Consider the following 23276-nt stretch of genomic DNA (forward strand, 5'->3'; position numbering starts at 1 on the left):
TCCTCCTAAATTCAGTCAGTAATCAGAGGAAAAGAAAAAGCGGCAACATCGCCGCTCTAGCATTAACATGAATGGTAATTCCTATCTTTTGCTTGCGGATAAACCAAGCTTTTTCAACAGGGTGATTGCTGTATCTTTTTCTTCTTCTGATAGAACGGATATTAAAGAGTCAATGTATTGGGCATGATCCGGGAAAATCTTTTCAATAAATTCTTTTCCCTTTTCAGTAATTTGTGCATAGGTTACCCGTCTATCTTTCGGACAAGCGACTCTGGTTAAATAGCCTTTTTGTTCTAATTTATCAACAACATAAGTAATACTGCCGCTTGCCAGCAGAATTTTTCCGCCAATTTGCTGCATTGGCTGGTCACCCTTATGATAAAGGAGCTCTAAAACCGCAAATTCAGTAGGATTCAGTCCATATGTTTGAATTAACTTATTCACATTCTCGTTAACAGCCCGATAGGCTCTTGATAAAACAATAAATAATTTTAAAGATTGGTCTGTCTGTTCCATCATATCTTCAATCCTTTTTAATATCTTGAATTCAAATAAATTATATGAAACTTTCCGTTTACATGTCAATTTTACCAGAATGAAATTCAACGCTATAATTTTCATCGTATGAACCATTAAAATGTTATACTAGCATTTGGAGTAAATATATTCAATGGAGAAAGCATATGAACATTCGATATAAAAATTTCCTATTATATTTAATTATTGTTATCCTGCCAACTGTTTGCGGCGTCCTTCTTTACTATAAAGAGGCTGTCGAAAACGATAAGGCTCAGCGCACAAATGATGCCCTGTGGGTGGCATCTATTCATCAAAAAAGCTGGGATCAATTGATCGGAGAGACGGTTACGTCCTTAGATATGATTGCATTAATGGCAGAAACAGTGATTGATTCGCCAACTAAGATTTTGCCGCTGCTGCAAAGCACCCATATGAAGGATCCCCGCTATGGCGGAATCTACCTATTAGGTCAAGATGGAAAAGTGATAACAGGCTCAAACGCAAATCTTATCGGCGCTGATTTTTCCAGTAATGAATATATTAAAGAAATAATTAAATCACAAGATATTATCATTTCCAACCATCTTGAAAAATTTGAAAATGGCCATAAAGTCATTGGAATTGGCGAGCCGGTCATTGATAACAACGGTAAATTAGCCTTTATTCTTGTCGCACATTTACGGGTTGATTATATCCAAAATATTATGAGACTTCTGACTCCTGATGCAAAACTATCCATCGTTAATCCTGATGGAACGATGATGATGGATATTAATATGGATGGCTCAGCAAAAATGGATGAAACCAACTCTATTTCCCTGCCGATTGATAGACTTCCGTGGAGCATCAAGGTTGAGGTTCCTAAAAGGAGCTTGGCAGAAATCAATAAAAATATCCTTTACTTTGCTGTTCTAATGCTTTTTGTTTGCCATATCCTCTTTCTATTTATTAAATATTTGATGCTTAGAAGAAAGGCAAAAAGGGTGATCAAAGAAAATGAACTGCAAAAATTGGAGCTTGTCGGCACATTAGCCGCAAGTACTGCGCATGAAATTCGAAATCCTTTAACTGGAATTAAAGGACTTGTCCAGCTATTAAGCGAAAAATATACGAATACACAAGATCAATATTATTTTTCCGTCATCAATGATGAGGTGAATCGAATCAATGAGATCGTCAGTGAATTCTTAATCCTTGGCAAACCGACTGCACAAAAAACAGAGTGCATTGACATACGGAGTGTATTCACCGAACTGGAACCTCTCATACAATCGGAAGCAAACCTAAATAATGTTGACTATGACACCAAATTGCCTGCAGGGCCTATTTATGTGGATTGCACGAAAGACCAATTAAAGCAGGTTCTTTTGAATTTGACAAAGAATGCGTTAGAAGCTATGCAGGGCGGCGGACAGCTATCTGTAACGCTGAAAAGATCCGCAAACAAATGCCAGATTGAAATCATCGACACTGGCATTGGAATTCCTGAAGAAAAGATTCATAAGATTTTTGAGCCTTTCTATACATCAAAGGATTTAGGAACGGGTCTTGGGCTTGTTGTCTGTAAACGTATCATTGAATCTTTCGGCGGAGAAATCAAGATTGAAAGCGAAGTCAACAAAGGTACGAATGTGAATATTTTCCTCCCGATATGTTAATTAAAAATATTTAGAAATTAAAGGAAATCTTGTATTATATATAATTAGTACCGCTAAATTTTTATTTTATCTAAAAAAGGAGTCCTGTCGAAATGAGCAATGCAACAGCGGCAGTTCAACCGCTTCCAAAAGGGAGCGGCACTGCCTACCGGATTTTAATTATTATCGGTCTTTGTCATTTATTTAATGACTCATTACAGGCTATTATTCCGGCTATGTTCCCTATTTTGGAGAAATCAATGGGACTCTCCTTTACACAGCTTGGAATTATCGCCTTTGCCTTAAATATGGTCTCATCTGTTTTACAGCCGGTTGTCGGTATGTTTACAGATAAGAAGCCAATGCCATTTGCTTTGCCGATCGGCCTAGCCTCAAGTATGTTTGGCGTACTTGGCATAGCGTTTGCACCTAACTTCGAACTCGTTGTTGTCTCAGTACTATTCATTGGGCTTGGTTCAGCTGTTTTTCACCCTGAAGGATCACGGGTCGCTTTTATGGCAGCCGGCACGCGGCGCGGACTTGCCCAATCCATTTATCAGGTTGGCGGAAACAGCGGACAGGCGATGGCCCCTCTAATCACCGCGCTGGTCCTTGTCCCGTTAGGCCAAAGAGGTGCTGCATGGTTTAGTGTCGTTGCTGCAGCAGCCGTTTGCTTTCTTACCTATATTGCCTTTTGGTATACAAGAAAATTGAGAGTGGACAGAAGCTCGGTCAACCAAAAGAAGAAAGCTTCTGCAGCCAGTCAAAAAGGCATTTCCAAATCAGTATGGTTTGCACTAATCCTTATCCTATTTTTGATATTTGCACGTTCCTGGTACGTTTCAGGGATGACAAACTATTATACGTTCTTTACTATTGAAACCTATTCATTTACAATCAAGCAATCTCAAATATTCTTATTTGCTTTTTTAATTGCTGGAGCGATTGGCACCTTCTTTGGCGGACCACTAGCAGACCGGTTTGGCAAAAAAACAGTCATTTTTCTATCGATGGCGGCTTCTGCGCCATTAACCATCTTAATCCCGTTCGTACCGCCAGCAGCTGCTTTTTGCCTTCTTGCCCTATCAGGTATTATACTGATGTCAAGCTTTTCAGTTGCGGTTGTGTATGCTCAGGAGCTCGTTCCTGGGAAAATTGGAACTATGGCTGGCCTGACGGTTGGTCTTGCATTTGGCATGGGTGCAATCGGTTCAATCGTGATTGGGTATTTAGCCGACTTAATTGGTATTTCCAATACTATGATATTCACTGGCCTTTTGCCGCTGCTTGGAATCTTAACCTTGCTTTTGCCTTCAGACAAAAAACTTGAAGAATGGAATTCATAAGTATAAATAGGAGGATCTGACTTTTTGTCAGATCCTTTTTATAAACAAAAACCCTATAAACGAATAATCGAATACAGGGGGGCAATTAGTTAATTTGGTATTTCATTTCTTCATAGTTTTCTGGCCATACGACCATTATGTAGGGGAAATCGCCTTCCCCGCTGTCCTTTACTTCTTGAATTTTACACTGATAGTCATAAATTAGCTGGTCCAGCTCCTGGCTGCAGCGGATTGTATATTCATCGGTAAATCCAAACTTTTTTGCAGAATCTATCATCTTTTCCCTTTTCTCTTGTATTTGCAGCAAAATATCTACGCAAAGACGTCCCAACCCTGTTCCTCCATCCTATCCCTCTGGACTAAATCTTTCTCTCTTTTTATTTTAACTTGTCATACAAGCGGCTGTATGACAGGTACTTGTAGATTATTACAATAATTTCTATAAAAGTAAATAGATTCGCAAAATTAGACATTATTCTTATTGAAAAATTTTTATTTCGACAAAATGCCGGTTGCCCCTTCAAGGGAAAGAAGGATTTCCTTTATATCTATTCTTGTACCTGCATAGCCTGTAAGACTGTGATTTTTTCCAATGACACGGTGACATGGAATAACAATTGGAAGTTTATTTGCCTTATTAGCCTGTCCTATAGCTCTTACCGCTTTTGGATTTCCAATACTGACAGCAATATCCTGATAGCTTCGAGTCTCTCCATAAGGGATGCAGCAAAGCTCCTTCCAAACTGAGGTTTGAAAATTTGTACCGTTGTATTCAATCGGCAGATCAAATTCTGTCCTTTTTCCAGCAAAATACTCTTTTAATTGATTTTTTGCAGTGTTTAAAATGGCATCTTCCTCATCTAAAAACAAATCTTCCTGATTTTCTTCAGCAAGGAAATCCTCCTTCCCCAGATATATGGCCGAGATTCTGTTTTTCTTTTGTACAATATAGATATCCCCTATGGGTGAAGTGCATTTTATATATTTGCTGTGATTGTTCATTTCTTATCCCTCCCGCTTCTGATTGGCAGATAAATGTGAAAAGCCGTACCTTTATCCATTTCACTTTCAACCTTAATTTTCCCCTTATGCTCCTCAATAATTTTATAAGTCACCATTAGTCCGAGCCCTGTTCCTCTTTCCTTTGTTGTGTAAAAAGGCTCACCAAGCTTTTCAACAATTTCTTCAGGAATGCCGGTTCCTTCATCTTTAATCGAGATATGCAGCTGATCTTCGGATATTGCTTCAATGGAAATTGTCACAAAACCGCCTTTAGGCATAACCTCAATGGCATTTTTAATAAGGTTGATGAAAACCTTCTTCATTTGGTTAGGTTCACAGTATAAAAGAGGTAAATTCTCCTCATAGAAGGTGATAAATTGAACGTTATGCAACACAGCCTGAGCATTTAAAAATTCGACCGTTTCCTTCATAATTTTCGTAATATCTTTTTCAACATATTTCACTGCCTGCGGTTTTGCTAAAATAAGAAACTCATTAATAATTGAATCAATTCTATGAAGCTCGGAAGAGATGATATTAAAGTACATAGAATGATCTTCTTTAATACTGTCCTCCAATAGTTGTATAAACCCTTTTAGCGCTGTCATTGGATTGCGTATTTCATGAGCAATACCTGCTGCAAGTTCTCCAATCACATGAAGGGTATCCGATTTTCGAAGCTGTTCTTCCATTTCTTGTTTTTCCGTAATATCCTTAAAAACAACAAGATTTAACCCAGCAGCAATTTTTTGCTTTGTAGAAAATTCAATATATTTTTCTCCGTTGTTTTCTTGTAAAAATCTAACTGTACCTGTCGTTTGGCCATTATTCAAAAAGTCAGTAAAATACTGTTCAAGGTCATATTTGGAAATGCCACTGTCTACGAGTACATTAATTAAAGATTGTCCGATTAGCATTTGCTTTGGAATTTTAAAGATTGATTCCCCTGCAGGATTTATATCAACTACTTGAAAATCTTCATTATACAGCAAAATCCCTTCAAGAGCGCCCTCAAAAACCTTTCGGAATTTCCGCTCGCTTTCCCTTAGCTCCCTTTCCATCCGCCGGCTTTCGCTGACATTTCGGAAGATCGTCATATGATGTCCTTCAACAACATGGAGCTTACATGTAAATTCAAGTGATTTCTTTTGCCCGTTCGCCATGAGGAAAATCAATTCATCTCTAATGGCACCTTCTCTAAAAAGCTGTCTGACAATACGAGTGAATTTTTCATCCTTTGTATACACAAAATCATCTATTTTTTTCTTAGTCAGCTCCTCATGACAGCATTCAAAAATACGGCATGCAGCTCCATTGGCCATTTCTATTTGACCATTGCCGGACCAAAAAATGATTCCATCCAAAGCTTCCGAGAATAAATCTTTATATAATTGCTCCTGGCCAACCATATTTGTTAACGATTGCTTACGCCTATCGATAGCAATCATTTCGATTTCTTTTTGAGTGGGCATATCTTTTGCCTCCTAAAACATAAGCAGTTTTATACTTTCATTCTACAAAATTAGCTGAAAATCCTTTGAAAGATTGGAAATTCGACAAACAATACAAATAATATTCATTATAAAATAAAATACCTGCAACGGGGCAGGTATTATTCTATTTTACATAGATTGTTTCATAAGGAAGGACTTCCAGCATATGGCGAACCTTCCACCAATTGAACCTAAAGGCGGGGTTTAATCATTTTTCGGCAGGGTATATAATTTCACATGGGGGTCTCTAAAAGAGGAGGAATTATGAGAGAACGTGTTTTTTATTTTGATAATGCCAAGTTTATTTTGATTTTCCTTGTAGTATTTGGGCATTTTCTCCGCTCTTTTACAGACGAAAATGATATGATTTATACTATTTACAAGGTCATTTACACTTTTCACATGCCAGCATTTATTCTTGTATCAGGCTACTTTGCTAAGGGCTATTATAAAAAGGGGTATATCAAGAAAATAGCAATGAAATTAATCATTCCTTATTTAATTTTCCAGCTGATTTATTCTGTGTTCTATTATTTTTTACTGAATAAATCAACCTTTGAGGTAGATCCGCTGACACCGCATTGGTCCTTATGGTTTTTGATCAGTGTGTTTTTCTGGAATATTATGCTTTGGCAATTTGCCAAATTTAAAGCCGTATATGCTATATCGGCTGCTCTGATCCTTGGGCTCTGCATTGGCTATTTTGACTGGGCCAATAACTTTTTGAGTATTTCAAGGACTTTTGTCTTCTTTCCATTATTTCTAATTGGCTATTTTTTGAAAAAGGACCATTTCAGGCAATTATTTAAAAAGCAAGTCAGGGTTCTTTCCATGCTGATCTTTGTCCTAGTCTTTGTCTGGTTTTGGCTATATCCAGATATTAATTATGAATGGCTTCTTGGTTCCAAACCGTATGCCCAAATGGGAGCAGAATCATACCTTGCCGTGTTAACCAGATTGGGATTTTATATATTAAGCATTATCATGTGTTTTAGTTTCCTTTCGCTGGTACCAAAGAGAAAACTATTCTTTACTAGATTAGGAAAAAATACTTTGTATGTTTATTTATTGCATGGATTTTTTATCCGATTTTTCCGAGAAAGCGATATACAGAACTATTTCAGCAACACTGAAAGTATGCTTATCATTGCTATTGCTTCCTTGCTGCTCACACTATTGCTTTCAAGTAAACTAGTTACCTCGTTTGCACAGCCGATTATTGAATTAAGTACATCCAGGCTTAGGAACTTAAAACTAAGAATAGAGAAATAAAGAAATCGCAAGGCTATCCGGCCTTGCGATTTCTTTATTAGCGTTAAGCGGTTTACTTCTATCTGCCTAACATTTATTCTAGTATCTTTATTATATCTGTTACCACCGTCATTATAATTGAAAGTAAAATAGCAACCATTCCATAACGCAATATTCGATCAGGGAAGAATTTACTTAAACTTGGTCCAATGTATCCCCCAACCAGCCCGCCGATAGCAACGACCAAGGCGATTTCCCAGTACATCAAACCTGCGACAGATTTTCCAATAATCCCAAAAAGAGCAATCATCGCTCCAGAAAAAGTGGTCGTTCCAATAGCTTTTCGAATTGAAAAATGCAATACATAGACCATGTACGGCATAAACAAAACCATACCGCCAATTCCAATAATACCTGTAGTTAAACCTAAGAAAAATATAATAATAATACCTATTATAAAAAGGCTTGGTTTAGGTTCCTGGATTTTACTTTCTTTAATTGGAATTAAATTGAAGACAAACGACAAAACAGCAATAGAGCCAAATAGGATTAAAACAAATAAATAGTTCACATGCTGCGAAATGTAACTCCCAGAGATAAATGACCCTGCCGACCCGCTGAATGCCAGTATAAGAGCATAACGGTATGGTATGAGCTTTTGATGATGATATCGTATAGATGCAGCTGCTGTGGAGAAAAAGGTAAGTGCAAGTGTTGCTGATGTAATCGTTGGAATAGTAAACTGTGTCCCTGATATTAGAGGAAATATATATAATAACAGAGGAGTCATCATCATGGAACTGCCTGCCCCAACTATACTAGCAATCATACCGCATATGAACCCAAAAACAACTAAAATAATCATAAGTTCCCACCTCACTTCACCAAGTTATAAATCATATTCATTCCATATCTGGTACAGAACAAATGGAAAAATGTTAGGCTGTTAAGCACTAAAATATTATCAAACCGGTTCATGGGTGTTATAGTCCTAGAGGCGATATTTGCAAGTTGTTAGGAGCATCTATTCGTGGAGTTATTGGCTATGAAGAAAGAATGCAATAAAAAGTAAATTTAGCCGTATTTTCGATTTTTAGAAAATCAAAATATACGGCTATTGTGTTGAGCACCAATGAGGTGCAATGACGTCCCAGGCGAGATTCGAACTCACGACCTACAGCTTAGGAGGCACTTCGTTATGTCAACGGTATGTCATCGCCTTGTCATGACGGTGATTGTTGCGTATGTATGTCCGACAGTGTCATAGTATGTCCTACGGTGCAAAATATTTATTCTTACATACGCTATTTTGTCGAATTATATGCGAAATGTCAAGGCGATAGAACAAAAAAAGCGGAGCCAGCGAAAATACTCGCCAGCTCCGCCGTTTTTAAAACGAAATTAATTTACATATTACATAAAAATACTGACCTTCATCCGCGTTATTAGCGACTAGCACCATATCGCCCGCTTTTAGCTGCATCGGATACTCGATCGTGTGCGAGACTCCGTCAATCTTAACCGTTTCGCTGTACGGCAATAAATCCTCGTTTATTGCGAAATTTTCTTCATCGAGGACTAGATTGTCGGAGTGAAGCTGTATTTTTAACGGATTAGTTTGTAAAACGGTCCCAGGTTCGAAAACCATGCCAGGGTTGTAGCCGTGTATTCGCATTAATTGCGTTAGCCTACTTGCCCCATCGCCTTCTAATCTGCCAAACTTTACTGGTCTACTCATTATGCCATCCTCACTGATTCGGATTCGATTAACTTCGCTAATTCATACGCTACCTTTTGAATATCGGATTCTTGACGGACTTCCATTTTCGCAACATTAACGGTTACACCGCCACCGCCTCGATTTCCATCACGGTACGCCTGTGCCTCGCCACGAGGAAGAATCATTTCCCCACGGTGTAGAGATGCTGTATAACCGTCATAAGGTACGCGGTTTAGCCCGCCGTTCTTTTTAGGCGTTGGACCATCTGAACTCGGGTTAAATCGTTCGCGTAACTCCATGCCTAAGTCATTCATCCATACAAATGGCTTCATTCCAGGCAACTTAAATAATGCTGACTCGTTCATCATTTTGTTTTGCCATGTCGCAAACGAATCACTGGCGCTCCTGATTAACGCAGACCCAACGGCTTTACCGATAATTACGGCAGTATCAACAATAATCTGCTGTGATGCGATCAGTCCGGCGGCCATTACTTCTAGCAAGTCTTTCGTTATCCTATTAATCTGAACTTGCCCGCCACCGTCAAGCCAATTCTTAAACCTCGCCCAAACATCGTCAAAGACAAAGGTAATCTTCGATTGGAGCGTCGTTTGCTTTTGGAACTCTGCGCTATTATATAGCGAATCAAACCAGCGCCCGATTCTCGTCGCAGAATTGGTCAGCCCCGTAATTACATTGTCGATTATCCTAGCGCCAGCCTGTTTAAACTGATCGAGTTTGCCCGACTGTAATTGGTCGTTAATCGAGTTTAAAAAGTTTCGGACCTTTTCAAGCGCAGGAGCTCCCATGTCACGGAGAACTACGTTTGTAGCTTCCTTGATCTGCGCCCAGACTCCTAAGGTCGTGTTACCCATTTCGTCAATTAATTTTTCCGTCATTCCGATACTATTAAAATACTTATCTAATTCGCGGAGCTGGTCGGGCAGGTCCATCTTTTTAATTTCGTTCATTACCGTTTTTGGCATTTCAAAACGCCGAACCATCGAAATGGCATCGCCGGAAAAAAGTTCACGCAATGCGAACACGGCGCCCTCTAGGCCTTGATAAGGGTCTATCGCTGCCATACGTTCGGCCAAGCTCCACATTTGCTCAAGCTGTTTCATATCTTTAGATGCGGTTAAGAAAGACTTCGAGTTTCCGAGCATTCCTTGCGAATCTAGTATTGGTGAGTCGACAGCAATTCGTTCGACTAGTTTCATATAATCGTCGCCGAGCTTTTTATCATTAAGCATCGCCCCGATCATAACGGTGCTCTGCTCGTACTTTGCGGCTTCCAAAACAGTACTATCGAATATCTTTTTGGCACTTTCTACCGCGGCGTAAGCTCCGGCTAATCCGAATACTGCGGTAGTCATGCTTCCGATGCCTCTCAACGGAGAAGAAAGCGACCGACTGAATCGGCTCATTGAGTTCGTTGAACGGTCGGCTTGACGCGCAAATTGCCCGAGCTCATTTCGAAGGCGCCCTTGACTATCACGCCATGTTCGGGTGGCACGGTTTGCTTGCTGGGTCATTCGTTCGACCCGTTGCATCTCGCGAATATACTGGTTTCCGTTAAGGGAAAGGCGCGCTGATAAATTAAACGCCATCGCTGTTACCTCCCTTCTCTAGCGTCTTATTAACAATGTCCCATTTTGCAACCGCTTGTACCATATATCCGTCTGCGAGCGACCTTTTACCGCTGTTTAGTGAGTCGGCATATGATAATAGGTCGTTTAGCATCGCAAGGTAAATCTGTCCGCAATCGCGTAAAACTGTGTCGTCTTTCATCTCTTTGCGCAAATCAACTAGCTCCGCTACAACCGATTTTGGTACACCGTAACGAAAAAACGTCAACTTATTCGCAAGAGTACCTAGTCGAACAACTAATGACTTGCTGCGTTCTCCTGCCTCACTCATTCTTCGTCACCGCCTCCGCGAATACGTGCTAGGCGTGCCCTTAATGCGTCGCGGTCAATGTTGCCAGCTCCGTCGTTATGCTGCGTGTTAACCTCGATCTTATCGCTCAACATATCATGTGTTTGCAAGAACGTCTTTAGCATAGCTGCGTTGCGATCTTGCATAATCATATCCGGCACTGCCTCCAATACGTCCGGCAGTTTGTTAAGCGTATTGCGGACAATGTGACGCTTGAGCTCTCGCTCGAATAACGGGTCATTCTTCCAATTAAAAATTGTCGAGCGATGAACCCCGCACATTTCGGCAATTTCGTCGATTGTTTTACGCTGGGTGCTCGGTTTCGCTAATTCTTCAATAGCGATATAGTGCGATGCGTGTAGCTGTTTAATAGCCAAATTAATCATTCCTTCCGTAAAATTTTTTAAGGCGAGCCGTTAGAGCCCGCCCAACATGGCATTAACTTTTACCTTGTAGTGGCTCCGGCCTGTTTGGAGGTTTCGCCGTACAAACGCCACATAAAAAGCCAGCGAAATTACTCGCCAGCTTCGTCATTTTCGTTAAGTTGTCGAAAACCTTCCGCCAATAACAAGTGCGGATTTTTAAGCGTTACTTCGTCCAAGCCCTTGCGTAATTTCGGCCGTTTGGTTAAAACTTCGTATTTTGCGTGAATATCTGCGTATGCTTGCCGTAAATCATCGTTCATTTACTTTTGTGCCTCCGTTAATTTTTGCCGAATAACATTCGGATTCGATTCGACGGTGCCCGTTAGCTGATAAAGCAACGTAGCTGGGTCAATGCTTCCGTTTAAGGCTTGCTTTTGGTCATTTTCGCGGATACCTAACTTAATTCCGGCATCGTCGTAGAATAGGACCGGCATAGGAATAGCGTCGTCGCCACGGTTCCAGTGATTAAGGCTATATTGTTCGGGGTCAACCATTTTCGCATGCTGTACGAAGTCCTGGCGTAACTGATTCGCTTTGTCACGTGTCAGACCGACCTTTTGAAGCGCAAGCAAATACTCGTGCATCAACTTTCTAGCATCCTCAAATTGCGCTGCTGCTTCGCGTTTTAGTTTGTCTATTTCGCGGTCGTGGCCTTTTCTGATTGCCGGCAAGTCCGACGCCAGTGCCTCCGCGCGCTTTTGCTCGATCATTTCGATACGATTGTCAAGCTCGACGATTTCAACGTCGCATTGCTCCATAGTTTTGCGGAGCTTTTCGAGTTGCTTTTCGTTTGCTTCTTGACCAAGCACCGCCTCACTAACGAGCATTGCCTCGCGTTCTTGGCCGGCTTGCGCTCGTTTGGCTAGTTGCTCCGCCTTCTTTTCTTCCAGCTTTGCGATAGATTCGTTAATTCTTGCTACCTTCTTTTTGAATGCGTCCAGTTCTTTATACATTAATTAATCGACTCCTTATATTGTTTTAGTGCCTCTAATTCCTCGTTAAATAAGATTAAAAAGGTTCTTTCCTGCTCCACACTTTTACGCAGGCTTGTTGCTCTGCGATAATCGTATTGGCTATCTTGTAAAACGGCTTTTACAAGCTTTTTAGCAATCTTTTCGCCTTTTTCTTTAATACTTTCCGTAAGTTTCTGTGTTTCCGCTTCTAACCGCTCAATTCGTTGGTCAATTTTTTCTAAGTCCGTCATATCGCTTCTCCCCTATTTCACTGATTTACGTAGCTTGTCCGCCACTTCATCGCCAAGAACTGCGTCCATCGTAAAGCCGTAAGTTTCTTTATTTCGCCTGTTTTTCTTGCGTTCGGTGTCGCGCTGCTTTTGTGCTTCCTTCCGTTGTTGTTTCTTGTTCTCCATCAAGTTCGCCCCTTACAATTCTTCGATTATTGTATCGCCACGCTTTACCGCATCCCTCGCCAACGACATAACGGAAGAAGGTTTTCTTCGTAAATGTCTAATTACCTTATCCCTGCCGTTTGCGTAAATACCAGCTTTGTCTTGTAGCTGAAAATTTTTATCCTTAAAATAGGGCGATGACGAACAAAATACGATTAGCTTGTCCTCGTCTGGCACATACCTAAATGTCCTGCTAAACAAGTGGAAAAGTAACTGGCGCTTTGAAGGAAATTCACCGGCCGGATAAAACAGACTCATGATTGTAAACACCTCGTATCGTCCGTCAACCCTGCGAGACAATTCCACCCCGACACCGTAGCCCGACTCGTCATAGCTAACTATTTCGATAAATACGTAGGTTGTTTCATTTGTTTGAAACTCCATTAACGTAAACACCTGCCAACACGAGTTTTTGAAAGTTTGATACCATTTGCTTGGCTGATTATGTCGAGAGTTGATTGTGGAATGAACGCCTCGAGCTCTTTGATAGGCGTATCTTTAAAAGTGAACGCTATTCCTTTAATTGCGAATTGTGCAACGCCCTGTTGCTGTAATTTATTCGTATCGTTAAAAGTAACCGCAAGCACAGCCGCGAAGTCATAAACCGCGTTATCTGGAATTGTGTAAGTGCTATATCGCTTTCTTAACGTTTTGTCGGCTACGTTTAATAGCCGTTCTTTTTTGTTGTCGTCTGCATCGACCCAATCCTCGACGTCAATTACGTTTGTGGTGATATAGGCAGTTGCCGCAATAATATTAAACGCCATTTAAACCGCCTTCCTTTTTCTTTGCGAATCCATAACCATTTTTGGTAGCGTTTCAATAATTCTTTTTTGACTAACGTGATGGCCGAAATAAAAATCCTTTGTCTTTCCGTCATCAAAGTAGACTCGCGCAATCTGCGGTCTACGCATATCCATATCGCGAATTATTTCGTATTGAAAAGCTGGTGTACGTGACATTGGTTTCGCCTCCGAAAAATGTGTGTATTTGACAGATTTTTAAACTTTTTAACGCGAAATAGCCCTCGAAAAATCTTCCGAAGGTATTTGTTAGGGTAGTATATTAAGCACGCTTAAATCGCTTTATTTTCTTGAATTTCTACAACGCAAAACATTCGTTCAGCCGAGCGCCTTTGCTCGATTGGAATTTTAAATTGAACGCCAATAAGCCGATCATTGCGAAAGTAGTCCGCCATAATCAGCCAATCCCTTTTATAACGTTTGATTCTGCGAATAAGGTCACGATCTTCGGTATATCCGCAAAGCCAGCCAGTTTCATATTTCCATAGCGAATTTGTCAACCGTTACCGACCGCCTTTAGTTCCGCATTCCTGCGCAAATCTTCGGCTTCATCGGCAAAATTACGTTTCAGCTGCTCTACATCAATGTCGGTTAACTTTCGTTTAAGTAATCGCTCGCCATACTCCCGAACAAATTGCGTCCATAATTTATCGGAAAATTTTTCAGAACGGTAATAAAAATCGTATACATGGTCGTTATTTTTTGAACTGTTACAACTGCGACATGCCGGCACGATGTTTTCAACTATATTCGCGCCACCATATTCTTGACTAAGTGTATAAATATGGTCGACTGTTGCCGCTGTTGGCTCATTGGAACTGTCTGTTAAGGTACAGCCACAATAAGAACAAGTGCGCTTTCGTAGTAATGATTCCAATTCCTTGACAGAAATAAAAATAAGATCATCGCCTTTCCGGTAAGAATATTTCCTTAATCGCTCCCGACTATATTCTCCGTTTTCCGCGCGTTGCTTTCGTCGACATTCTTTACAGCGATGCTGTACTCCGTACTTTTTAGTTGCGTCACGTTGCATTTCTTCGATAGTCTTTTCTTGCTTACAAAACCTACATGTAAATAATTGTTCAGTTGTCATTCTCGCTCGCTCCCTCGTTTAATAATCTCTCGATTTCCGATATTGTTCTACGGATTTCATCGTATACCTTGACGCCTTCCTTGCTTGTGTTGCATAACGCTTGCAAATAGGCGATAAGTAATTCGACTCTCTGTTCACTCACTCGCTCACCCCTTGACAACTCACTCATTTCCCAAGTAAGATATTATTGGATACTTACGCGCTCTGTTTGAAACGTTCATAAAAAATATAAAAGTCATCAGGCAGTCCGACCTCAATTCGCAGTAACTTTCCGCGAATCATATCAGAAATATCACGCTGTTTGTTTTCAATCGCGCAAATTGTTGACGCTGCAACACCGACACGCTTCGCAAATTTCTCCATTGACTCGCCTAAGTAACTTCGGATAGCCTTCGCTTTAATTGCATCCACCGTATAAACCTCCTTTTTATTCCGTTTAAGTCCTAAAAAATAACAGGCTTATCGCCCATTTCCCCTTATACTTTACTGTCGCCACTTAAAACTTACGCCATGTAGTCGCCCTAAATCGTTCCAACTGTAAATGCCTGGCCGAATACTTGCCAGAAAAGTAGTTTGCTATTTCCTCGGAACTCATATGCGAAACAATAACCTCACTCGGCTTAGAATCCTCGTTTTTTGGATACTTGACGAATACTTTCGGCTGATCTGCTTCGTCACCGTTATAAGGTACAACTCGTTTAGGCTTTCGTTTTCCTCCGATTATTTCATCTCGCTGTTTCGCTGCTGATATTTGACTTATCTTAGCTGGCGAATACGGTGCCTCGTGCTTCCACGAATGTTTTAACATTTCATATTCGTTAATCCAAAACGGGTACTCAAGCCACCATACGTAAAATATTTCTCTTTTTGTTTCCTTTTTCGGCCTCGGGTTAAGTAATGCTTTATCGGCACGCTGTTGCCTTCTTTGCATCGTTTTAATTCCTCGTTTGCATTCGTCGCAACAGGTACGCTTAGTATTCCGCAGACTGTCATCACGCCACCAATACCCGCAATAATTACATCGTTTGATGCGCTTATCGGCTTGGTCGTGAACCTCGCCATTTAGCAATCCTTTTATAACCTTGCTTGCTTCATCCCACGATAGACCCTCGACAAATGAACGGGCAAATTCTATTGCTGGAAAGCCAGGTTCGCGATAGATAACTTTTATGCACAACTATTTCCCCTCCTATTCTGTTACACGTAAAATTAGGTGAACGCTTATTTCTTTGTTCTTGTCTTAAAGAACTTATTTGCGAAAAGACATAAGCGCAGCGGCAAATAAGCACGTTAGTGCGTTTTGACGCAATCTTTTTAAGTCTCGTTATTAGGTCTCGTTGTTATATCTAGTTAACACCTAATTGAGCCGTTTGTTACCCGTGTTAATTAGGTGAACATACACCTAAAAATCCGTGTAACCTCTTTCCCGTCTCCATTTCTTCATTCGCTCGGCCGCCCCTTCTCTCCGCTTATCGCTCCGTTTTATTGCTTCCCTATACTTTCGCAAGGCCTCAGGAAACTCTTTAAAAAATTCCTGTTCATCCAACGGAACCAATGGAACATAGTAGCCCTTTTCGGGAAAGTCGATAAGCCCGACTGCCTTCAAGTCGTCAAGATGCCCGCTTGTCGTGTCCGGCACCTTGCCGTATTTGATCGACAGCGTTTCAATTGTCGGAAACGCGCAACCCTCCTGCGGATTGTAATAGTCGATGATTAGCGAGTATAAAAACAACTTGTCCGCACTCATTCGCGGATGATGGACGTAGTGCCTTGCGTCGCTTGGCAGCGGTATGAAAAACTTGTCGCCTTTGGTTGGCGTGGTTTTATCGAATATTTTTCGCTCGCTCATTCCGATTCCCCTCCGTTAAAATTTTCGAAAAAAAGCCCGCGAGTGGCGGGCTGATAATTAATGAACCATTGTGCCTACTTTTCCTAATTCTTGATTTATAGCTTCAATATGTTCTAGGAATGAAATTCTTGTCGTATCTGATATTTGTCCAAACGTGACGGCTAATTCTCTACTCTGTTCAGTGTCATACTCTTCTAAAGCAGTTAAAGCATCCATTAAAAGATCCCTCGATACCTTTGATCTCTCGTTTGGCGATTTTGCATGGATATGTTCTATTGCTTGTAAAGCATCATAAACATCCGTTTTAGCAAAATCTAAATCACCTTCTATTGTGTAAACACCCAATCCCCTAGACGCTTTTGCCATGTAATAAAAGTAAGTTGCCATTTCAACTGATTGTGCATACAGAAATAAAAGCCAATCGTTCCCAGCATGCAACTCCTGCGCATCCAAAAATAATGATATTTGATTTTCAAGAACCTTTTCTGCATTACCAACGGTATTTGTTAACTCGCTTCTTAAATTTCCCATTCCAATCTCTCCCTTAAATTTAATAGTTTTTATGTGATCGCAGTCGCCTGCGGAATTCCCTCTACTTAAATTGACGCACGACTTTTGATTTCGCACACTTTTGACGGAAATTTTTTATCCTTCACTGTGTTTATCACCGCCGATCACTGTTTCGCACACCTTCCAGCAAACTTTTTCGCCTTCACTTAGGATATTCGCTCGACTTGGCCGGAATTGGTTCAACTTCGCAAAAAAACTTTTTAAAAAAATTTCCGGACGAAAGTCCGCCAAAACTTCCGCCCATATGCTACCGGTCGCCAACCCGATAGCCATGTCTTGTTAAACCGCCGCTAACTCCCGTACACATTCATTTCTCGCTATAATCACGCGCCCATCTTCCGAATAGAAGAAACCCGTCGGCCAGCCGTCTTTATCGACATATCCCTTGAACACTCCGCGAATCACTTGCGGAATCACGAGCGGACCCTTGCCTTGGCCTAACCGGTGCCAGTCCGCAATTAAGCCGTCAATCATTTCCTGTATTTCCGCTACACCTAAAACGATCACATCTTCGAATAAATATGCTTCCATTTTAATAGCCCCCTTCAATGTGTAAATATTTCGCAAATTCAGCGACCGACATTGCCGCCAGTTCTTCGAGTGCGAGCGCCTGCCCCGCCTTGTTGAGCTGTAATTCAATGCCGCGAATGTTATTTTGACCGCTGACCACTTCGCCCCTGATTGGCTCTTTTGACCGGCGAATATCGAAAAATTGATCGTCTTTTTTAATGAACGTATGCTCGTCGACTAATATTGCTGGAATTTTAACTGCGTCTATTACGTAGAAAATACGTTTCACTGCTGCGCCTCCCTTAATCGCTTGTTTAGCGCCAATTTGTAAGCTTTCAAGCGCTGGCTGCGGTTCGTATGCCTTGCCGTGCGTTTGGATGGATGAACCGCCCCAAGTTCCGCGACTTTGCGTGTGTACCAAGCGATACGTGCTACGTTTTTCATTTCACCACCACCTTAACGATCATAGTTGCGATGATGCCCGCGAGAATGAAATAAGCGTAGAAAAATAAGTAACCCATTTGAACGCCTCCTGTCGATTAACTTAATCACATAATAACGCATATCCGTAATTACGTCAACATATAAATTAAATAAATTTCGCATTTACGTAAAATCGTGTATAATGTATTTAAGGAGAGGTGGTTTTTATGGAACGGCTAGTTGTAGAATTACGCCTTGATGCGGTATTGAAGGAAAGGGGCATGACGCAAAAGGAACTTGCGGAAATGACCGGAATTAGACCGGCAGCCATTTCGCAAATTTGTAGGGGATTTGTTGACCGGTTGAACCTCGATCATATTGGAAGGATTGCGACAGCTCTAAAAATCGAGAACATTAGCGAATTAATGACGTTGCAACTCGAAAGCGAAGTATGGAACATGAGTACACGACCTCAACAAGTCGAATATTTGAAGGAAAAAGAAGGAGACTCCGAGCAATAAGCCGGAGCCTTTTTTAATGCACTACGATTTTTATTCCTCCACCTTCCGAACGAATCGGAGGCATCGACGCCGGCGTCGGCTTTAGCGACAGCATAAACTCCGCAAATGACTGCGCCTGGAACACTCGGAAAGGGGTTTCGAATAGTCCGTAACGCTGTTCCGAAAGTATCAGAACGTGCGGAAATGGTTTCGGAATGACTTCGGAATCATACAGCGATACATAGCGTTCAAGCTTCGCATTCATTTGTTTCTCGCTATAAATTGAGCGTTGAACCTCTATAAAAAACGGAGTGTTTCGAAATACCGTGAAAATGTCCGGCTCGACCGTTCCCTTTCCGCCGAATTTTGGCTCAACTTGAAACGTTTCCACGTGGCCGCGCTTTCGAATCTCTTTATAGACGTCTAATATTGCGAGAAAATGGCCTATCTTAGCACTATTTTGCTTCATATTAACGTCGGGGCCGAAATAACAATACGGCTGGTAGCTCGTTGATCGCTGGATTCTGCCCTCACGAAGTAAACGGAGCAGTACCGCATTGGCAGCATTAACCGGATTTTTCAAGCCTGCGAAATATAAATTAGCAATAGAATCACGGTCCATCACTCGGAATCTATTTAAATCGCGAATAATCGCCTTGTCGCGCTTAGTTAGCATCATGAAACACGTCCTTTTCTGTTAATTGCGGGGCCGGCTCGGGTGGTTCCGAAGGTTTCGGAGCATGTTTCGCAACCATGAACGGGTTAAGCAGTCGCCTAGCTTCGTCAAGTTCGAGAAAAGGCGCTTGCAACTCGTAAATTTTATCGCTGTTCATGATAAAAACTCCGCTTTTCTCGACGGCTTCCGCGTTTGGAGTATTGACGATACGAGCCTCTAATTTATCCCGCAACTTAAATCCCATACTTACGGTCAAGTTAGCGCGTATTGTTGTGTCTAATACTTTCGCGTTAGGCCGTTGCATCGAAAGAATAGCGAAAACTCCAAGGGTTCGGCCAATCGCAACCAGCTCCGTTAATACCTCCATAATAAACTCGTCTTTCCGCAACATTATGAACTCGTCAATTGCGACAACAATATAAGGGCGCCTGTGTTCCGCTGGCAGTTCGTCAACATGACTAACCTCGAATACCTCTGTCAGGTCGCTTCGTTCGTCTAATTCCTTTTTTATATGCGTCAACATTTTACGAATATCTGCCGCGCTGCTTAAAACGCATTGGACATGCTCAACCTTGCGAAAAATATGAAACTCCGACTTTTTACAATCGCCTAAATAGAGTTCAAGCTCGGAAGGTCGTTTTGTTTTAATTAGCGTTGTAAGAATGGAACGGAGCTGCGTCGATTTACCGCTGCCAGTTTCGCCGGCAATTAATATGTGAGGTTGTTTCAGTAAGTCGAACGCAACATACTGCCCGTTGCGATCTTTACCGCAAATTATGCCGAGCTTATAAGGCGCTACAACTGGCGAAATGTCATCGAAATTATAAGGCAATGTTTTCGGCATGGGGGCGCTAAATACTTTCAAGGTGAACCGTTTTATTTCGCCTTTCAGCTCGATTTGTTTGCCGAAGTATTGCTGAAATACATAGGAATTTTTGGCGACTAGTTTCGGGTCAAGTCCATTGGGTAGCGTGAAGGTTATCGTAGTGGAATTATGGGAAAGAATAACGGAGTGTATTTTCGGATAGATTGGCCGTTCTTTATCACCGCGGTAAAGCTCCGCTGATCGGAACACATCAACTAATTTCTTGCGGACCTTTAATTTCGCCCATGACTTGCGCCAGTTCATTTTAGCCACCCGATTAAGGCGTTAGTCTCGATAAAGTAGACGCCTGCCGCAAACGCTGCGATTGGTAACAGTATCTTTATGACGGCACCTAGCGCATGGAATCCGTACCCATCTAGCGTCTTGTCTAACGCAGCCAAGGCGATTGTTGCCGCGCCAGCTAATAGTATCGTCGGTGTAAATAACATTTCGCATTCCTCCCGTCGAAGTCACTCGCTCCGCTCTGCTTCGCTCGTTCCTTCTTAACAAGTTTTGTTTTTCGCTTTCTTTTAACGTTTAAGGCGTTAAAACTGCGGTAAACCTATTGAAGTAGCTACTTAGTTATAACCTATGCCGCGAATGATTAAATATTGCCTGTTCGGATAATTTTTTACCTAATTGGCAAAGGACAAGCCGAGAAGTAGACGCCTCACTCTGGCGCCTTATTAATGCGGTAAAATATCTCGTTAACTGATCGACCTAACTTCTCGCTAATTTGTAGCGCAACTTCAAGCGTTGGCTGCCGTGTTCCGTTCTCATAGCGGTTATATGAATGAACGCTAAGCCCTAAGAACTCGGCAAATTCCGTTTGGTTCATACGCTTGTCGTGGCGTAATTCCTTTAATCTATTCGCAACTGGCATCGGTGTCACCTCGCATATTAATTCGACAAAACGGAGGTTATTTCCTTTATGATCGAGTATATCGTATTTTTCGGCTTGCTATTGGCGGGCCTGTTAGCGTTCTTATTTCGCAAGCAAGAAGAACCCGCCTTTGACTTCGCAACCGTTCAGCGCTTTAAATGCGAAAGTCCGATTGAACGGCGATTATATGATGCATTAGTTTCGCATGGTTACGTCGTTCGGACGCAAGTGCCCTGCGGGCGTTATTCGATTGACTTAGCGATTCCCTCGCTTAAATTAGCGATAGAGTGCGACGGTAAGGCTTATCATAGCTCACCGGCTCAAAAGGCGCATGACAGGCGAAAAGACGCTTTTTTAAGGCGAAATGGGTGGCGGGTAATGCGGTTTACTGGCAGGCAAATTAACAGGGAACTAGCGAAGGTAATTCAGCGAATAGATCGCGAGGTTAGACAGGCGTAAAAAAATCCGGAATTTAATTTTATAGCGCGGATTGAAGAAACGCTTAATTCCGCCCCAAAAAGGGGTAGTCCCCCGAGGTACCCCCCTTAGCGAATAAAGATTCATTACCGTTAATACCCGTTTGCATAACGATGAATTGTATATTCAATTCTTGTTAACATAATGCGACTTATCGGTAATACATACGGTGTATAAACCGCGTCATACCAACGTTTGTTGACTGCGCGTTTTTATCGATTATGCAGCATTTTATACATTCGCTATGCCGTGCGGTTTGGGGCGCCTTCCCTTCCGCTATTTCCCAGCGATCTTTGCATATAGTTTCCGTAACGACTTGAATAAAATAGGCGGTCTTTATGCACGTTTTAAAAATTTCCGGAAGGCCTCGCATTCCTGGCGTGCAGCCCTTGTAAATGCGATTTCTAACCGTAGCTAATTTCGCTAGCAGTCGAATATAGTCGAACGTATGTTTCGTGTTTCTTCTATTATATGTCCGCAAAATTGACCGTTCGACACCACGTAAAAAACGCCACCGTTAAGGTGACGTCATAATCGTATGCCATTTCGTTTAACAATCCCACGCAATGGCGAAAACTTATTATGCTGCTTGCGAATATGTTCGCTATCCATCTGCACATATTTCCGCGTTGTAGTGATTTCCGCGTGGTCAAGAATACGTTGCAGCGTAAATAGATCGCCGCCATTAAGAATGTAATTCCTTGCGAAAGTATGCCGGAACATATGCGGGTGCAAGCGAGGTATATTTAACTTACGCTTGATTCGGTTTAGCCTGCGACGAAAAGCATCGGCGGTAAAGTCATCACCGTATGCATTCATAAATAACTGGCTACCTTCCCCGAAGTATTGCTGCGTTTCATCAAGTAACTGCCGCAGCCTTTTCGCTACTTCACGGCTAATCGGTATTTCTCTATGCTTTCTATTTTTCGCAATTTGTGACGGAACGTAAACCGTCAACTGGCGAAAGTCTATTTGTTCATCCGTAAGTGTTAACGCTTCATTTATGCGCATGCCGGTATCTAATAAGAGTAATACCAGCGTTTTATCACGCCACTGTGCGAAATGCCTGTCGTCGTATGCGCCTAGTATTTTATCAATTTCCTCGTCAGTTAGGCCCGGGACTTCTTCGCGTTCATCGTCGCGTACCTGCGTTATATTTTCCATCGGATTAACTTCGATAAGCCCCTCGGCATAGAGAAAGCGAAACATAGTGCGCAGTGTTCGAATGCGAATATTAATCGTATTCACCGATAATTTTTTATCGTTACGCTGCCGTTGCTCGTCGCCTTCATATAGCGTCCTATCCTTACGCAAATAATTGATATAGCCGCGAATAGTGTCGGCAGTTATATCGTTAATATACTGCGTTTCCTCGCCCAGCCAGTCGCGCAAGTAACGAACCACGTCATAATAGTTTTTAACCGTGCCGGCTCGTACACCTTCCGCCTCTTTTGCCCTTGCGAAAATACTTAGCGCCTCGTCGATCGTTGTATGTCGGTCAACTTTAGGCTGTCGGACTTGTGCGGGCATTTTCGCCCCTCGTTCCGCGATATACTTACGTTTCATGATGTCCTATAACCTCCGAAATGTCACCATAATTGTCCTACGTTCACCAAATCGGCGTCCTACATACAACGAAAAAACGCTATGTCACCGACATTGTCACCGAATGATTGAACGGTCACAAATCGCGATACATAGCGTTTTTATAGCGTTAGCGTCCCAGGCGAGATTCGAACTCACGACCTACAGCTTAGGAGGCTGTCGCTCTATCCTGCTGAGCTACTGGGACAAGATAGTAGTATTAAATTTTTTTGCTTACACTTCAAGTTTGCGGATCCTGTTCCTTCCTCTGCAAGCTTATTCAATGAAGCTTCATGCGTCGGAA

Annotated in this window: 36 protein-coding genes and 1 tRNA gene; 5 read left to right on the top strand and 32 right to left on the bottom strand. The window is 41.8% G+C overall.

Annotated features, from left to right (window positions below):
* Nucleotides 1–81: 81 nt before the first annotated feature.
* On the bottom strand, nt 82–519 hold the full coding sequence (locus AC1Q59_RS08240; protein WP_492365310.1) for a MarR family winged helix-turn-helix transcriptional regulator: 438 nt from the start codon (nt 517–519) through the stop codon (nt 82–84).
* A 164-nt stretch (nt 520–683) separates the two neighbouring features.
* Here AC1Q59_RS08240 and AC1Q59_RS08245 point away from each other — a divergent pair, with 164 nt between their 5' ends.
* On the top strand, nt 684–2177 hold the full coding sequence (locus tag AC1Q59_RS08245) for an ATP-binding protein (protein ID WP_492365311.1): 1494 nt from the start codon (nt 684–686) through the stop codon (nt 2175–2177).
* A 92-nt stretch (nt 2178–2269) separates the two neighbouring features.
* Nucleotides 2270–3502: an MFS transporter gene (locus tag AC1Q59_RS08250; RefSeq protein WP_492365312.1), complete on the top strand. Its 1233-nt coding sequence runs from the start codon at nt 2270–2272 to the stop codon at nt 3500–3502.
* Between the two features lie 85 nt (nt 3503–3587).
* Here AC1Q59_RS08250 and AC1Q59_RS08255 read toward each other — a convergent pair whose 3' ends face one another.
* From AC1Q59_RS08255 to AC1Q59_RS08265, 3 genes are all read right to left on the bottom strand, one after another.
* Nucleotides 3588–3833 (bottom strand): Spo0E family sporulation regulatory protein-aspartic acid phosphatase, encoded by a 246-nt coding sequence (locus AC1Q59_RS08255; protein ID WP_492365313.1) that lies wholly within the window; start codon nt 3831–3833, stop codon nt 3588–3590.
* 161 nt (nt 3834–3994) lie between these two features.
* The gene (locus AC1Q59_RS08260) at nt 3995–4504 is read right to left on the bottom strand and encodes a methylated-DNA--[protein]-cysteine S-methyltransferase (protein ID WP_492365314.1); all 510 of its coding nucleotides are present in this window, start codon (nt 4502–4504) and stop codon (nt 3995–3997) included.
* On the bottom strand, nt 4501–5976 hold the full coding sequence (locus tag AC1Q59_RS08265; protein ID WP_492365315.1) for a PAS domain-containing sensor histidine kinase: 1476 nt from the start codon (nt 5974–5976) through the stop codon (nt 4501–4503). Before AC1Q59_RS08265 ends, AC1Q59_RS08260 begins: the two co-directional genes overlap by 4 nt.
* Before the next feature lie 285 nt (nt 5977–6261).
* Between AC1Q59_RS08265 and AC1Q59_RS08270 the strand changes: the two genes are divergently transcribed.
* A complete protein-coding gene (locus tag AC1Q59_RS08270; RefSeq protein WP_492365316.1) occupies nt 6262–7269 on the top strand; it encodes an acyltransferase family protein in 1008 nt (335 codons plus the stop codon).
* Between the two features lie 73 nt (nt 7270–7342).
* Here the strand turns inward: AC1Q59_RS08270 and AC1Q59_RS08275 are convergent, their stop codons facing one another.
* From AC1Q59_RS08275 to AC1Q59_RS08380, 22 genes are all read right to left on the bottom strand, one after another.
* A complete protein-coding gene (locus tag AC1Q59_RS08275) occupies nt 7343–8113 on the bottom strand; it encodes a sulfite exporter TauE/SafE family protein (protein WP_492365317.1) in 771 nt (256 codons plus the stop codon).
* 525 nt (nt 8114–8638) lie between these two features.
* Nucleotides 8639–8986, bottom strand: coding sequence for a DUF2577 family protein (locus tag AC1Q59_RS08280; RefSeq protein ID WP_492365318.1), 348 nt, complete (start codon nt 8984–8986; stop codon nt 8639–8641).
* On the bottom strand, nt 8986–10578 hold the full coding sequence (locus AC1Q59_RS08285; RefSeq protein ID WP_492365319.1) for a hypothetical protein: 1593 nt from the start codon (nt 10576–10578) through the stop codon (nt 8986–8988). Before AC1Q59_RS08285 ends, AC1Q59_RS08280 begins: the two co-directional genes overlap by 1 nt.
* On the bottom strand, nt 10568–10888 hold the full coding sequence (locus AC1Q59_RS08290; protein ID WP_492365320.1) for a hypothetical protein: 321 nt from the start codon (nt 10886–10888) through the stop codon (nt 10568–10570). Before AC1Q59_RS08290 ends, AC1Q59_RS08285 begins: the two co-directional genes overlap by 11 nt.
* The gene (locus tag AC1Q59_RS08295; protein WP_492365321.1) at nt 10885–11283 is read right to left on the bottom strand and encodes a phBC6A51 family helix-turn-helix protein; all 399 of its coding nucleotides are present in this window, start codon (nt 11281–11283) and stop codon (nt 10885–10887) included. Before AC1Q59_RS08295 ends, AC1Q59_RS08290 begins: the two co-directional genes overlap by 4 nt.
* Nucleotides 11284–11420: 137 nt before the next feature.
* The gene (locus AC1Q59_RS08300) at nt 11421–11591 is read right to left on the bottom strand and encodes a hypothetical protein (RefSeq protein WP_492365322.1); all 171 of its coding nucleotides are present in this window, start codon (nt 11589–11591) and stop codon (nt 11421–11423) included.
* Entirely contained in the window at nt 11592–12284 is a 693-nt protein-coding gene (locus AC1Q59_RS08305) for a hypothetical protein (RefSeq protein ID WP_492365323.1), read from the bottom strand.
* Entirely contained in the window at nt 12284–12535 is a 252-nt protein-coding gene (locus AC1Q59_RS08310) for a hypothetical protein (RefSeq protein WP_492365324.1), read from the bottom strand. The genes AC1Q59_RS08305 and AC1Q59_RS08310 overlap by 1 nt, the downstream gene beginning before the upstream one ends.
* 12 nt (nt 12536–12547) lie before the next feature.
* On the bottom strand, nt 12548–12700 hold the full coding sequence (locus AC1Q59_RS08315; protein WP_492365325.1) for a hypothetical protein: 153 nt from the start codon (nt 12698–12700) through the stop codon (nt 12548–12550).
* A 12-nt stretch (nt 12701–12712) separates the two neighbouring features.
* A complete protein-coding gene (locus AC1Q59_RS08320; protein WP_492365326.1) occupies nt 12713–13123 on the bottom strand; it encodes a hypothetical protein in 411 nt (136 codons plus the stop codon).
* The gene (locus tag AC1Q59_RS08325; RefSeq protein WP_492365327.1) at nt 13123–13506 is read right to left on the bottom strand and encodes a hypothetical protein; all 384 of its coding nucleotides are present in this window, start codon (nt 13504–13506) and stop codon (nt 13123–13125) included. Before AC1Q59_RS08325 ends, AC1Q59_RS08320 begins: the two co-directional genes overlap by 1 nt.
* The gene (locus AC1Q59_RS08330; RefSeq protein WP_492365328.1) at nt 13507–13701 is read right to left on the bottom strand and encodes a hypothetical protein; all 195 of its coding nucleotides are present in this window, start codon (nt 13699–13701) and stop codon (nt 13507–13509) included.
* A gap of 113 nt (nt 13702–13814) precedes the next feature.
* Nucleotides 13815–14042 (bottom strand): hypothetical protein, encoded by a 228-nt coding sequence (locus AC1Q59_RS08335; RefSeq protein ID WP_492365329.1) that lies wholly within the window; start codon nt 14040–14042, stop codon nt 13815–13817.
* The gene (locus AC1Q59_RS08340; protein WP_492365330.1) at nt 14039–14635 is read right to left on the bottom strand and encodes an HNH endonuclease; all 597 of its coding nucleotides are present in this window, start codon (nt 14633–14635) and stop codon (nt 14039–14041) included. The genes AC1Q59_RS08335 and AC1Q59_RS08340 overlap by 4 nt, the downstream gene beginning before the upstream one ends.
* Nucleotides 14625–14777, bottom strand: a complete 153-nt coding sequence (locus AC1Q59_RS08345) for a hypothetical protein (RefSeq protein WP_492365331.1) — start codon at nt 14775–14777, stop codon at nt 14625–14627. Before AC1Q59_RS08345 ends, AC1Q59_RS08340 begins: the two co-directional genes overlap by 11 nt.
* 53 nt (nt 14778–14830) lie before the next feature.
* The gene (locus AC1Q59_RS08350) at nt 14831–15046 is read right to left on the bottom strand and encodes a helix-turn-helix domain-containing protein (protein WP_492365332.1); all 216 of its coding nucleotides are present in this window, start codon (nt 15044–15046) and stop codon (nt 14831–14833) included.
* 85 nt (nt 15047–15131) lie between these two features.
* On the bottom strand, nt 15132–15812 hold the full coding sequence (locus AC1Q59_RS08355) for a hypothetical protein (RefSeq protein ID WP_492365333.1): 681 nt from the start codon (nt 15810–15812) through the stop codon (nt 15132–15134).
* A gap of 225 nt (nt 15813–16037) precedes the next feature.
* Nucleotides 16038–16484 (bottom strand): hypothetical protein, encoded by a 447-nt coding sequence (locus AC1Q59_RS08360; protein ID WP_492365334.1) that lies wholly within the window; start codon nt 16482–16484, stop codon nt 16038–16040.
* A 57-nt stretch (nt 16485–16541) separates the two neighbouring features.
* The gene (locus tag AC1Q59_RS08365) at nt 16542–17015 is read right to left on the bottom strand and encodes a hypothetical protein (RefSeq protein WP_492365335.1); all 474 of its coding nucleotides are present in this window, start codon (nt 17013–17015) and stop codon (nt 16542–16544) included.
* 318 nt (nt 17016–17333) lie between these two features.
* Nucleotides 17334–17585, bottom strand: coding sequence for a hypothetical protein (locus AC1Q59_RS08370; RefSeq protein WP_492365336.1), 252 nt, complete (start codon nt 17583–17585; stop codon nt 17334–17336).
* 1 nt (nt 17586) lies between these two features.
* The gene (locus AC1Q59_RS08375) at nt 17587–17853 is read right to left on the bottom strand and encodes a hypothetical protein (protein ID WP_492365337.1); all 267 of its coding nucleotides are present in this window, start codon (nt 17851–17853) and stop codon (nt 17587–17589) included.
* Nucleotides 17850–18008, bottom strand: coding sequence for a hypothetical protein (locus AC1Q59_RS08380; protein ID WP_492365338.1), 159 nt, complete (start codon nt 18006–18008; stop codon nt 17850–17852). Before AC1Q59_RS08380 ends, AC1Q59_RS08375 begins: the two co-directional genes overlap by 4 nt.
* 206 nt (nt 18009–18214) lie before the next feature.
* On the opposite strand from AC1Q59_RS08380, the gene AC1Q59_RS08385 reads away from it, so the two are divergent.
* The gene (locus tag AC1Q59_RS08385; protein ID WP_492365339.1) at nt 18215–18508 is read left to right on the top strand and encodes a helix-turn-helix domain-containing protein; all 294 of its coding nucleotides are present in this window, start codon (nt 18215–18217) and stop codon (nt 18506–18508) included.
* 13 nt (nt 18509–18521) lie between these two features.
* Here AC1Q59_RS08385 and AC1Q59_RS08390 read toward each other — a convergent pair whose 3' ends face one another.
* The 4 genes from AC1Q59_RS08390 to AC1Q59_RS08405 form a co-directional block, all read right to left on the bottom strand.
* On the bottom strand, nt 18522–19166 hold the full coding sequence (locus tag AC1Q59_RS08390) for a replication-relaxation family protein (protein ID WP_492365340.1): 645 nt from the start codon (nt 19164–19166) through the stop codon (nt 18522–18524).
* Nucleotides 19153–20292 carry an FtsK/SpoIIIE domain-containing protein gene (locus AC1Q59_RS08395; protein ID WP_492365341.1) on the bottom strand — a complete coding sequence of 380 codons (1140 nt, stop codon included), beginning with the start codon at nt 20290–20292 and terminating at the stop codon, nt 19153–19155. The genes AC1Q59_RS08390 and AC1Q59_RS08395 overlap by 14 nt, the downstream gene beginning before the upstream one ends.
* The gene (locus AC1Q59_RS08400) at nt 20289–20477 is read right to left on the bottom strand and encodes a hypothetical protein (protein WP_492365342.1); all 189 of its coding nucleotides are present in this window, start codon (nt 20475–20477) and stop codon (nt 20289–20291) included. Before AC1Q59_RS08400 ends, AC1Q59_RS08395 begins: the two co-directional genes overlap by 4 nt.
* Nucleotides 20478–20698: 221 nt before the next feature.
* Nucleotides 20699–20911, bottom strand: coding sequence for a helix-turn-helix transcriptional regulator (locus AC1Q59_RS08405; RefSeq protein WP_492365343.1), 213 nt, complete (start codon nt 20909–20911; stop codon nt 20699–20701).
* A gap of 48 nt (nt 20912–20959) precedes the next feature.
* Between AC1Q59_RS08405 and AC1Q59_RS08410 the strand changes: the two genes are divergently transcribed.
* Nucleotides 20960–21370, top strand: a complete 411-nt coding sequence (locus AC1Q59_RS08410; protein WP_492365344.1) for an endonuclease domain-containing protein — start codon at nt 20960–20962, stop codon at nt 21368–21370.
* Nucleotides 21371–21916: 546 nt separating this feature from the next.
* Here the strand turns inward: AC1Q59_RS08410 and AC1Q59_RS08415 are convergent.
* The gene (locus AC1Q59_RS08415) at nt 21917–22954 is read right to left on the bottom strand and encodes a tyrosine-type recombinase/integrase (RefSeq protein ID WP_492365345.1); all 1038 of its coding nucleotides are present in this window, start codon (nt 22952–22954) and stop codon (nt 21917–21919) included.
* A 152-nt stretch (nt 22955–23106) separates the two neighbouring features.
* Nucleotides 23107–23180 (bottom strand) — tRNA-Arg (locus AC1Q59_RS08420).
* Between the last annotated feature and the right edge of the window lie 96 nt (nt 23181–23276).

The organism is Cytobacillus sp. MT66, assembly GCF_058792595.1.

What these genes read in the sequence shown, in the direction of transcription:
- AC1Q59_RS08250 (WP_492365312.1), top strand. Translation starts at nt 2,270, where the DNA reads ATGAGCAATGCAACAGCGGCAGTTCAACCGCTTCCAAAAGGGAGCGGC.
- AC1Q59_RS08365 (WP_492365335.1), bottom strand. Translation starts at nt 17,015, where the DNA reads ATGGGAAATTTAAGAAGCGAGTTAACAAATACCGTTGGTAATGCAGAA.
- AC1Q59_RS08260 (WP_492365314.1), bottom strand. Translation starts at nt 4,504, where the DNA reads ATGAACAATCACAGCAAATATATAAAATGCACTTCACCCATAGGGGAT.
- AC1Q59_RS08285 (WP_492365319.1), bottom strand. Translation starts at nt 10,578, where the DNA reads ATGGCGTTTAATTTATCAGCGCGCCTTTCCCTTAACGGAAACCAGTAT.
- AC1Q59_RS08310 (WP_492365324.1), bottom strand. Translation starts at nt 12,535, where the DNA reads ATGACGGACTTAGAAAAAATTGACCAACGAATTGAGCGGTTAGAAGCG.
- AC1Q59_RS08330 (WP_492365328.1), bottom strand. Translation starts at nt 13,701, where the DNA reads ATGTCACGTACACCAGCTTTTCAATACGAAATAATTCGCGATATGGAT.
- AC1Q59_RS08290 (WP_492365320.1), bottom strand. Translation starts at nt 10,888, where the DNA reads ATGAGTGAGGCAGGAGAACGCAGCAAGTCATTAGTTGTTCGACTAGGT.
- AC1Q59_RS08270 (WP_492365316.1), top strand. Translation starts at nt 6,262, where the DNA reads ATGAGAGAACGTGTTTTTTATTTTGATAATGCCAAGTTTATTTTGATT.
- AC1Q59_RS08265 (WP_492365315.1), bottom strand. Translation starts at nt 5,976, where the DNA reads ATGCCCACTCAAAAAGAAATCGAAATGATTGCTATCGATAGGCGTAAG.
- AC1Q59_RS08325 (WP_492365327.1), bottom strand. Translation starts at nt 13,506, where the DNA reads ATGGCGTTTAATATTATTGCGGCAACTGCCTATATCACCACAAACGTA.
- AC1Q59_RS08390 (WP_492365340.1), bottom strand. Translation starts at nt 19,166, where the DNA reads ATGATGCTAACTAAGCGCGACAAGGCGATTATTCGCGATTTAAATAGA.
- AC1Q59_RS08280 (WP_492365318.1), bottom strand. Translation starts at nt 8,986, where the DNA reads ATGAGTAGACCAGTAAAGTTTGGCAGATTAGAAGGCGATGGGGCAAGT.
- AC1Q59_RS08400 (WP_492365342.1), bottom strand. Translation starts at nt 20,477, where the DNA reads ATGTTATTTACACCGACGATACTATTAGCTGGCGCGGCAACAATCGCC.
- AC1Q59_RS08240 (WP_492365310.1), bottom strand. Translation starts at nt 519, where the DNA reads ATGATGGAACAGACAGACCAATCTTTAAAATTATTTATTGTTTTATCA.
- AC1Q59_RS08340 (WP_492365330.1), bottom strand. Translation starts at nt 14,635, where the DNA reads ATGACAACTGAACAATTATTTACATGTAGGTTTTGTAAGCAAGAAAAG.
- AC1Q59_RS08245 (WP_492365311.1), top strand. Translation starts at nt 684, where the DNA reads ATGAACATTCGATATAAAAATTTCCTATTATATTTAATTATTGTTATC.
- AC1Q59_RS08395 (WP_492365341.1), bottom strand. Translation starts at nt 20,292, where the DNA reads ATGAACTGGCGCAAGTCATGGGCGAAATTAAAGGTCCGCAAGAAATTA.
- AC1Q59_RS08385 (WP_492365339.1), top strand. Translation starts at nt 18,215, where the DNA reads ATGGAACGGCTAGTTGTAGAATTACGCCTTGATGCGGTATTGAAGGAA.
- AC1Q59_RS08360 (WP_492365334.1), bottom strand. Translation starts at nt 16,484, where the DNA reads ATGAGCGAGCGAAAAATATTCGATAAAACCACGCCAACCAAAGGCGAC.
- AC1Q59_RS08275 (WP_492365317.1), bottom strand. Translation starts at nt 8,113, where the DNA reads ATGATTATTTTAGTTGTTTTTGGGTTCATATGCGGTATGATTGCTAGT.
- AC1Q59_RS08300 (WP_492365322.1), bottom strand. Translation starts at nt 11,591, where the DNA reads ATGAACGATGATTTACGGCAAGCATACGCAGATATTCACGCAAAATAC.
- AC1Q59_RS08305 (WP_492365323.1), bottom strand. Translation starts at nt 12,284, where the DNA reads ATGTATAAAGAACTGGACGCATTCAAAAAGAAGGTAGCAAGAATTAAC.
- AC1Q59_RS08380 (WP_492365338.1), bottom strand. Translation starts at nt 18,008, where the DNA reads ATGAAAAACGTAGCACGTATCGCTTGGTACACACGCAAAGTCGCGGAA.
- AC1Q59_RS08370 (WP_492365336.1), bottom strand. Translation starts at nt 17,585, where the DNA reads ATGGAAGCATATTTATTCGAAGATGTGATCGTTTTAGGTGTAGCGGAA.
- AC1Q59_RS08410 (WP_492365344.1), top strand. Translation starts at nt 20,960, where the DNA reads ATGATCGAGTATATCGTATTTTTCGGCTTGCTATTGGCGGGCCTGTTA.
- AC1Q59_RS08315 (WP_492365325.1), bottom strand. Translation starts at nt 12,700, where the DNA reads ATGGAGAACAAGAAACAACAACGGAAGGAAGCACAAAAGCAGCGCGAC.
- AC1Q59_RS08415 (WP_492365345.1), bottom strand. Translation starts at nt 22,954, where the DNA reads ATGAAACGTAAGTATATCGCGGAACGAGGGGCGAAAATGCCCGCACAA.
- AC1Q59_RS08320 (WP_492365326.1), bottom strand. Translation starts at nt 13,123, where the DNA reads ATGGAGTTTCAAACAAATGAAACAACCTACGTATTTATCGAAATAGTT.
- AC1Q59_RS08405 (WP_492365343.1), bottom strand. Translation starts at nt 20,911, where the DNA reads ATGCCAGTTGCGAATAGATTAAAGGAATTACGCCACGACAAGCGTATG.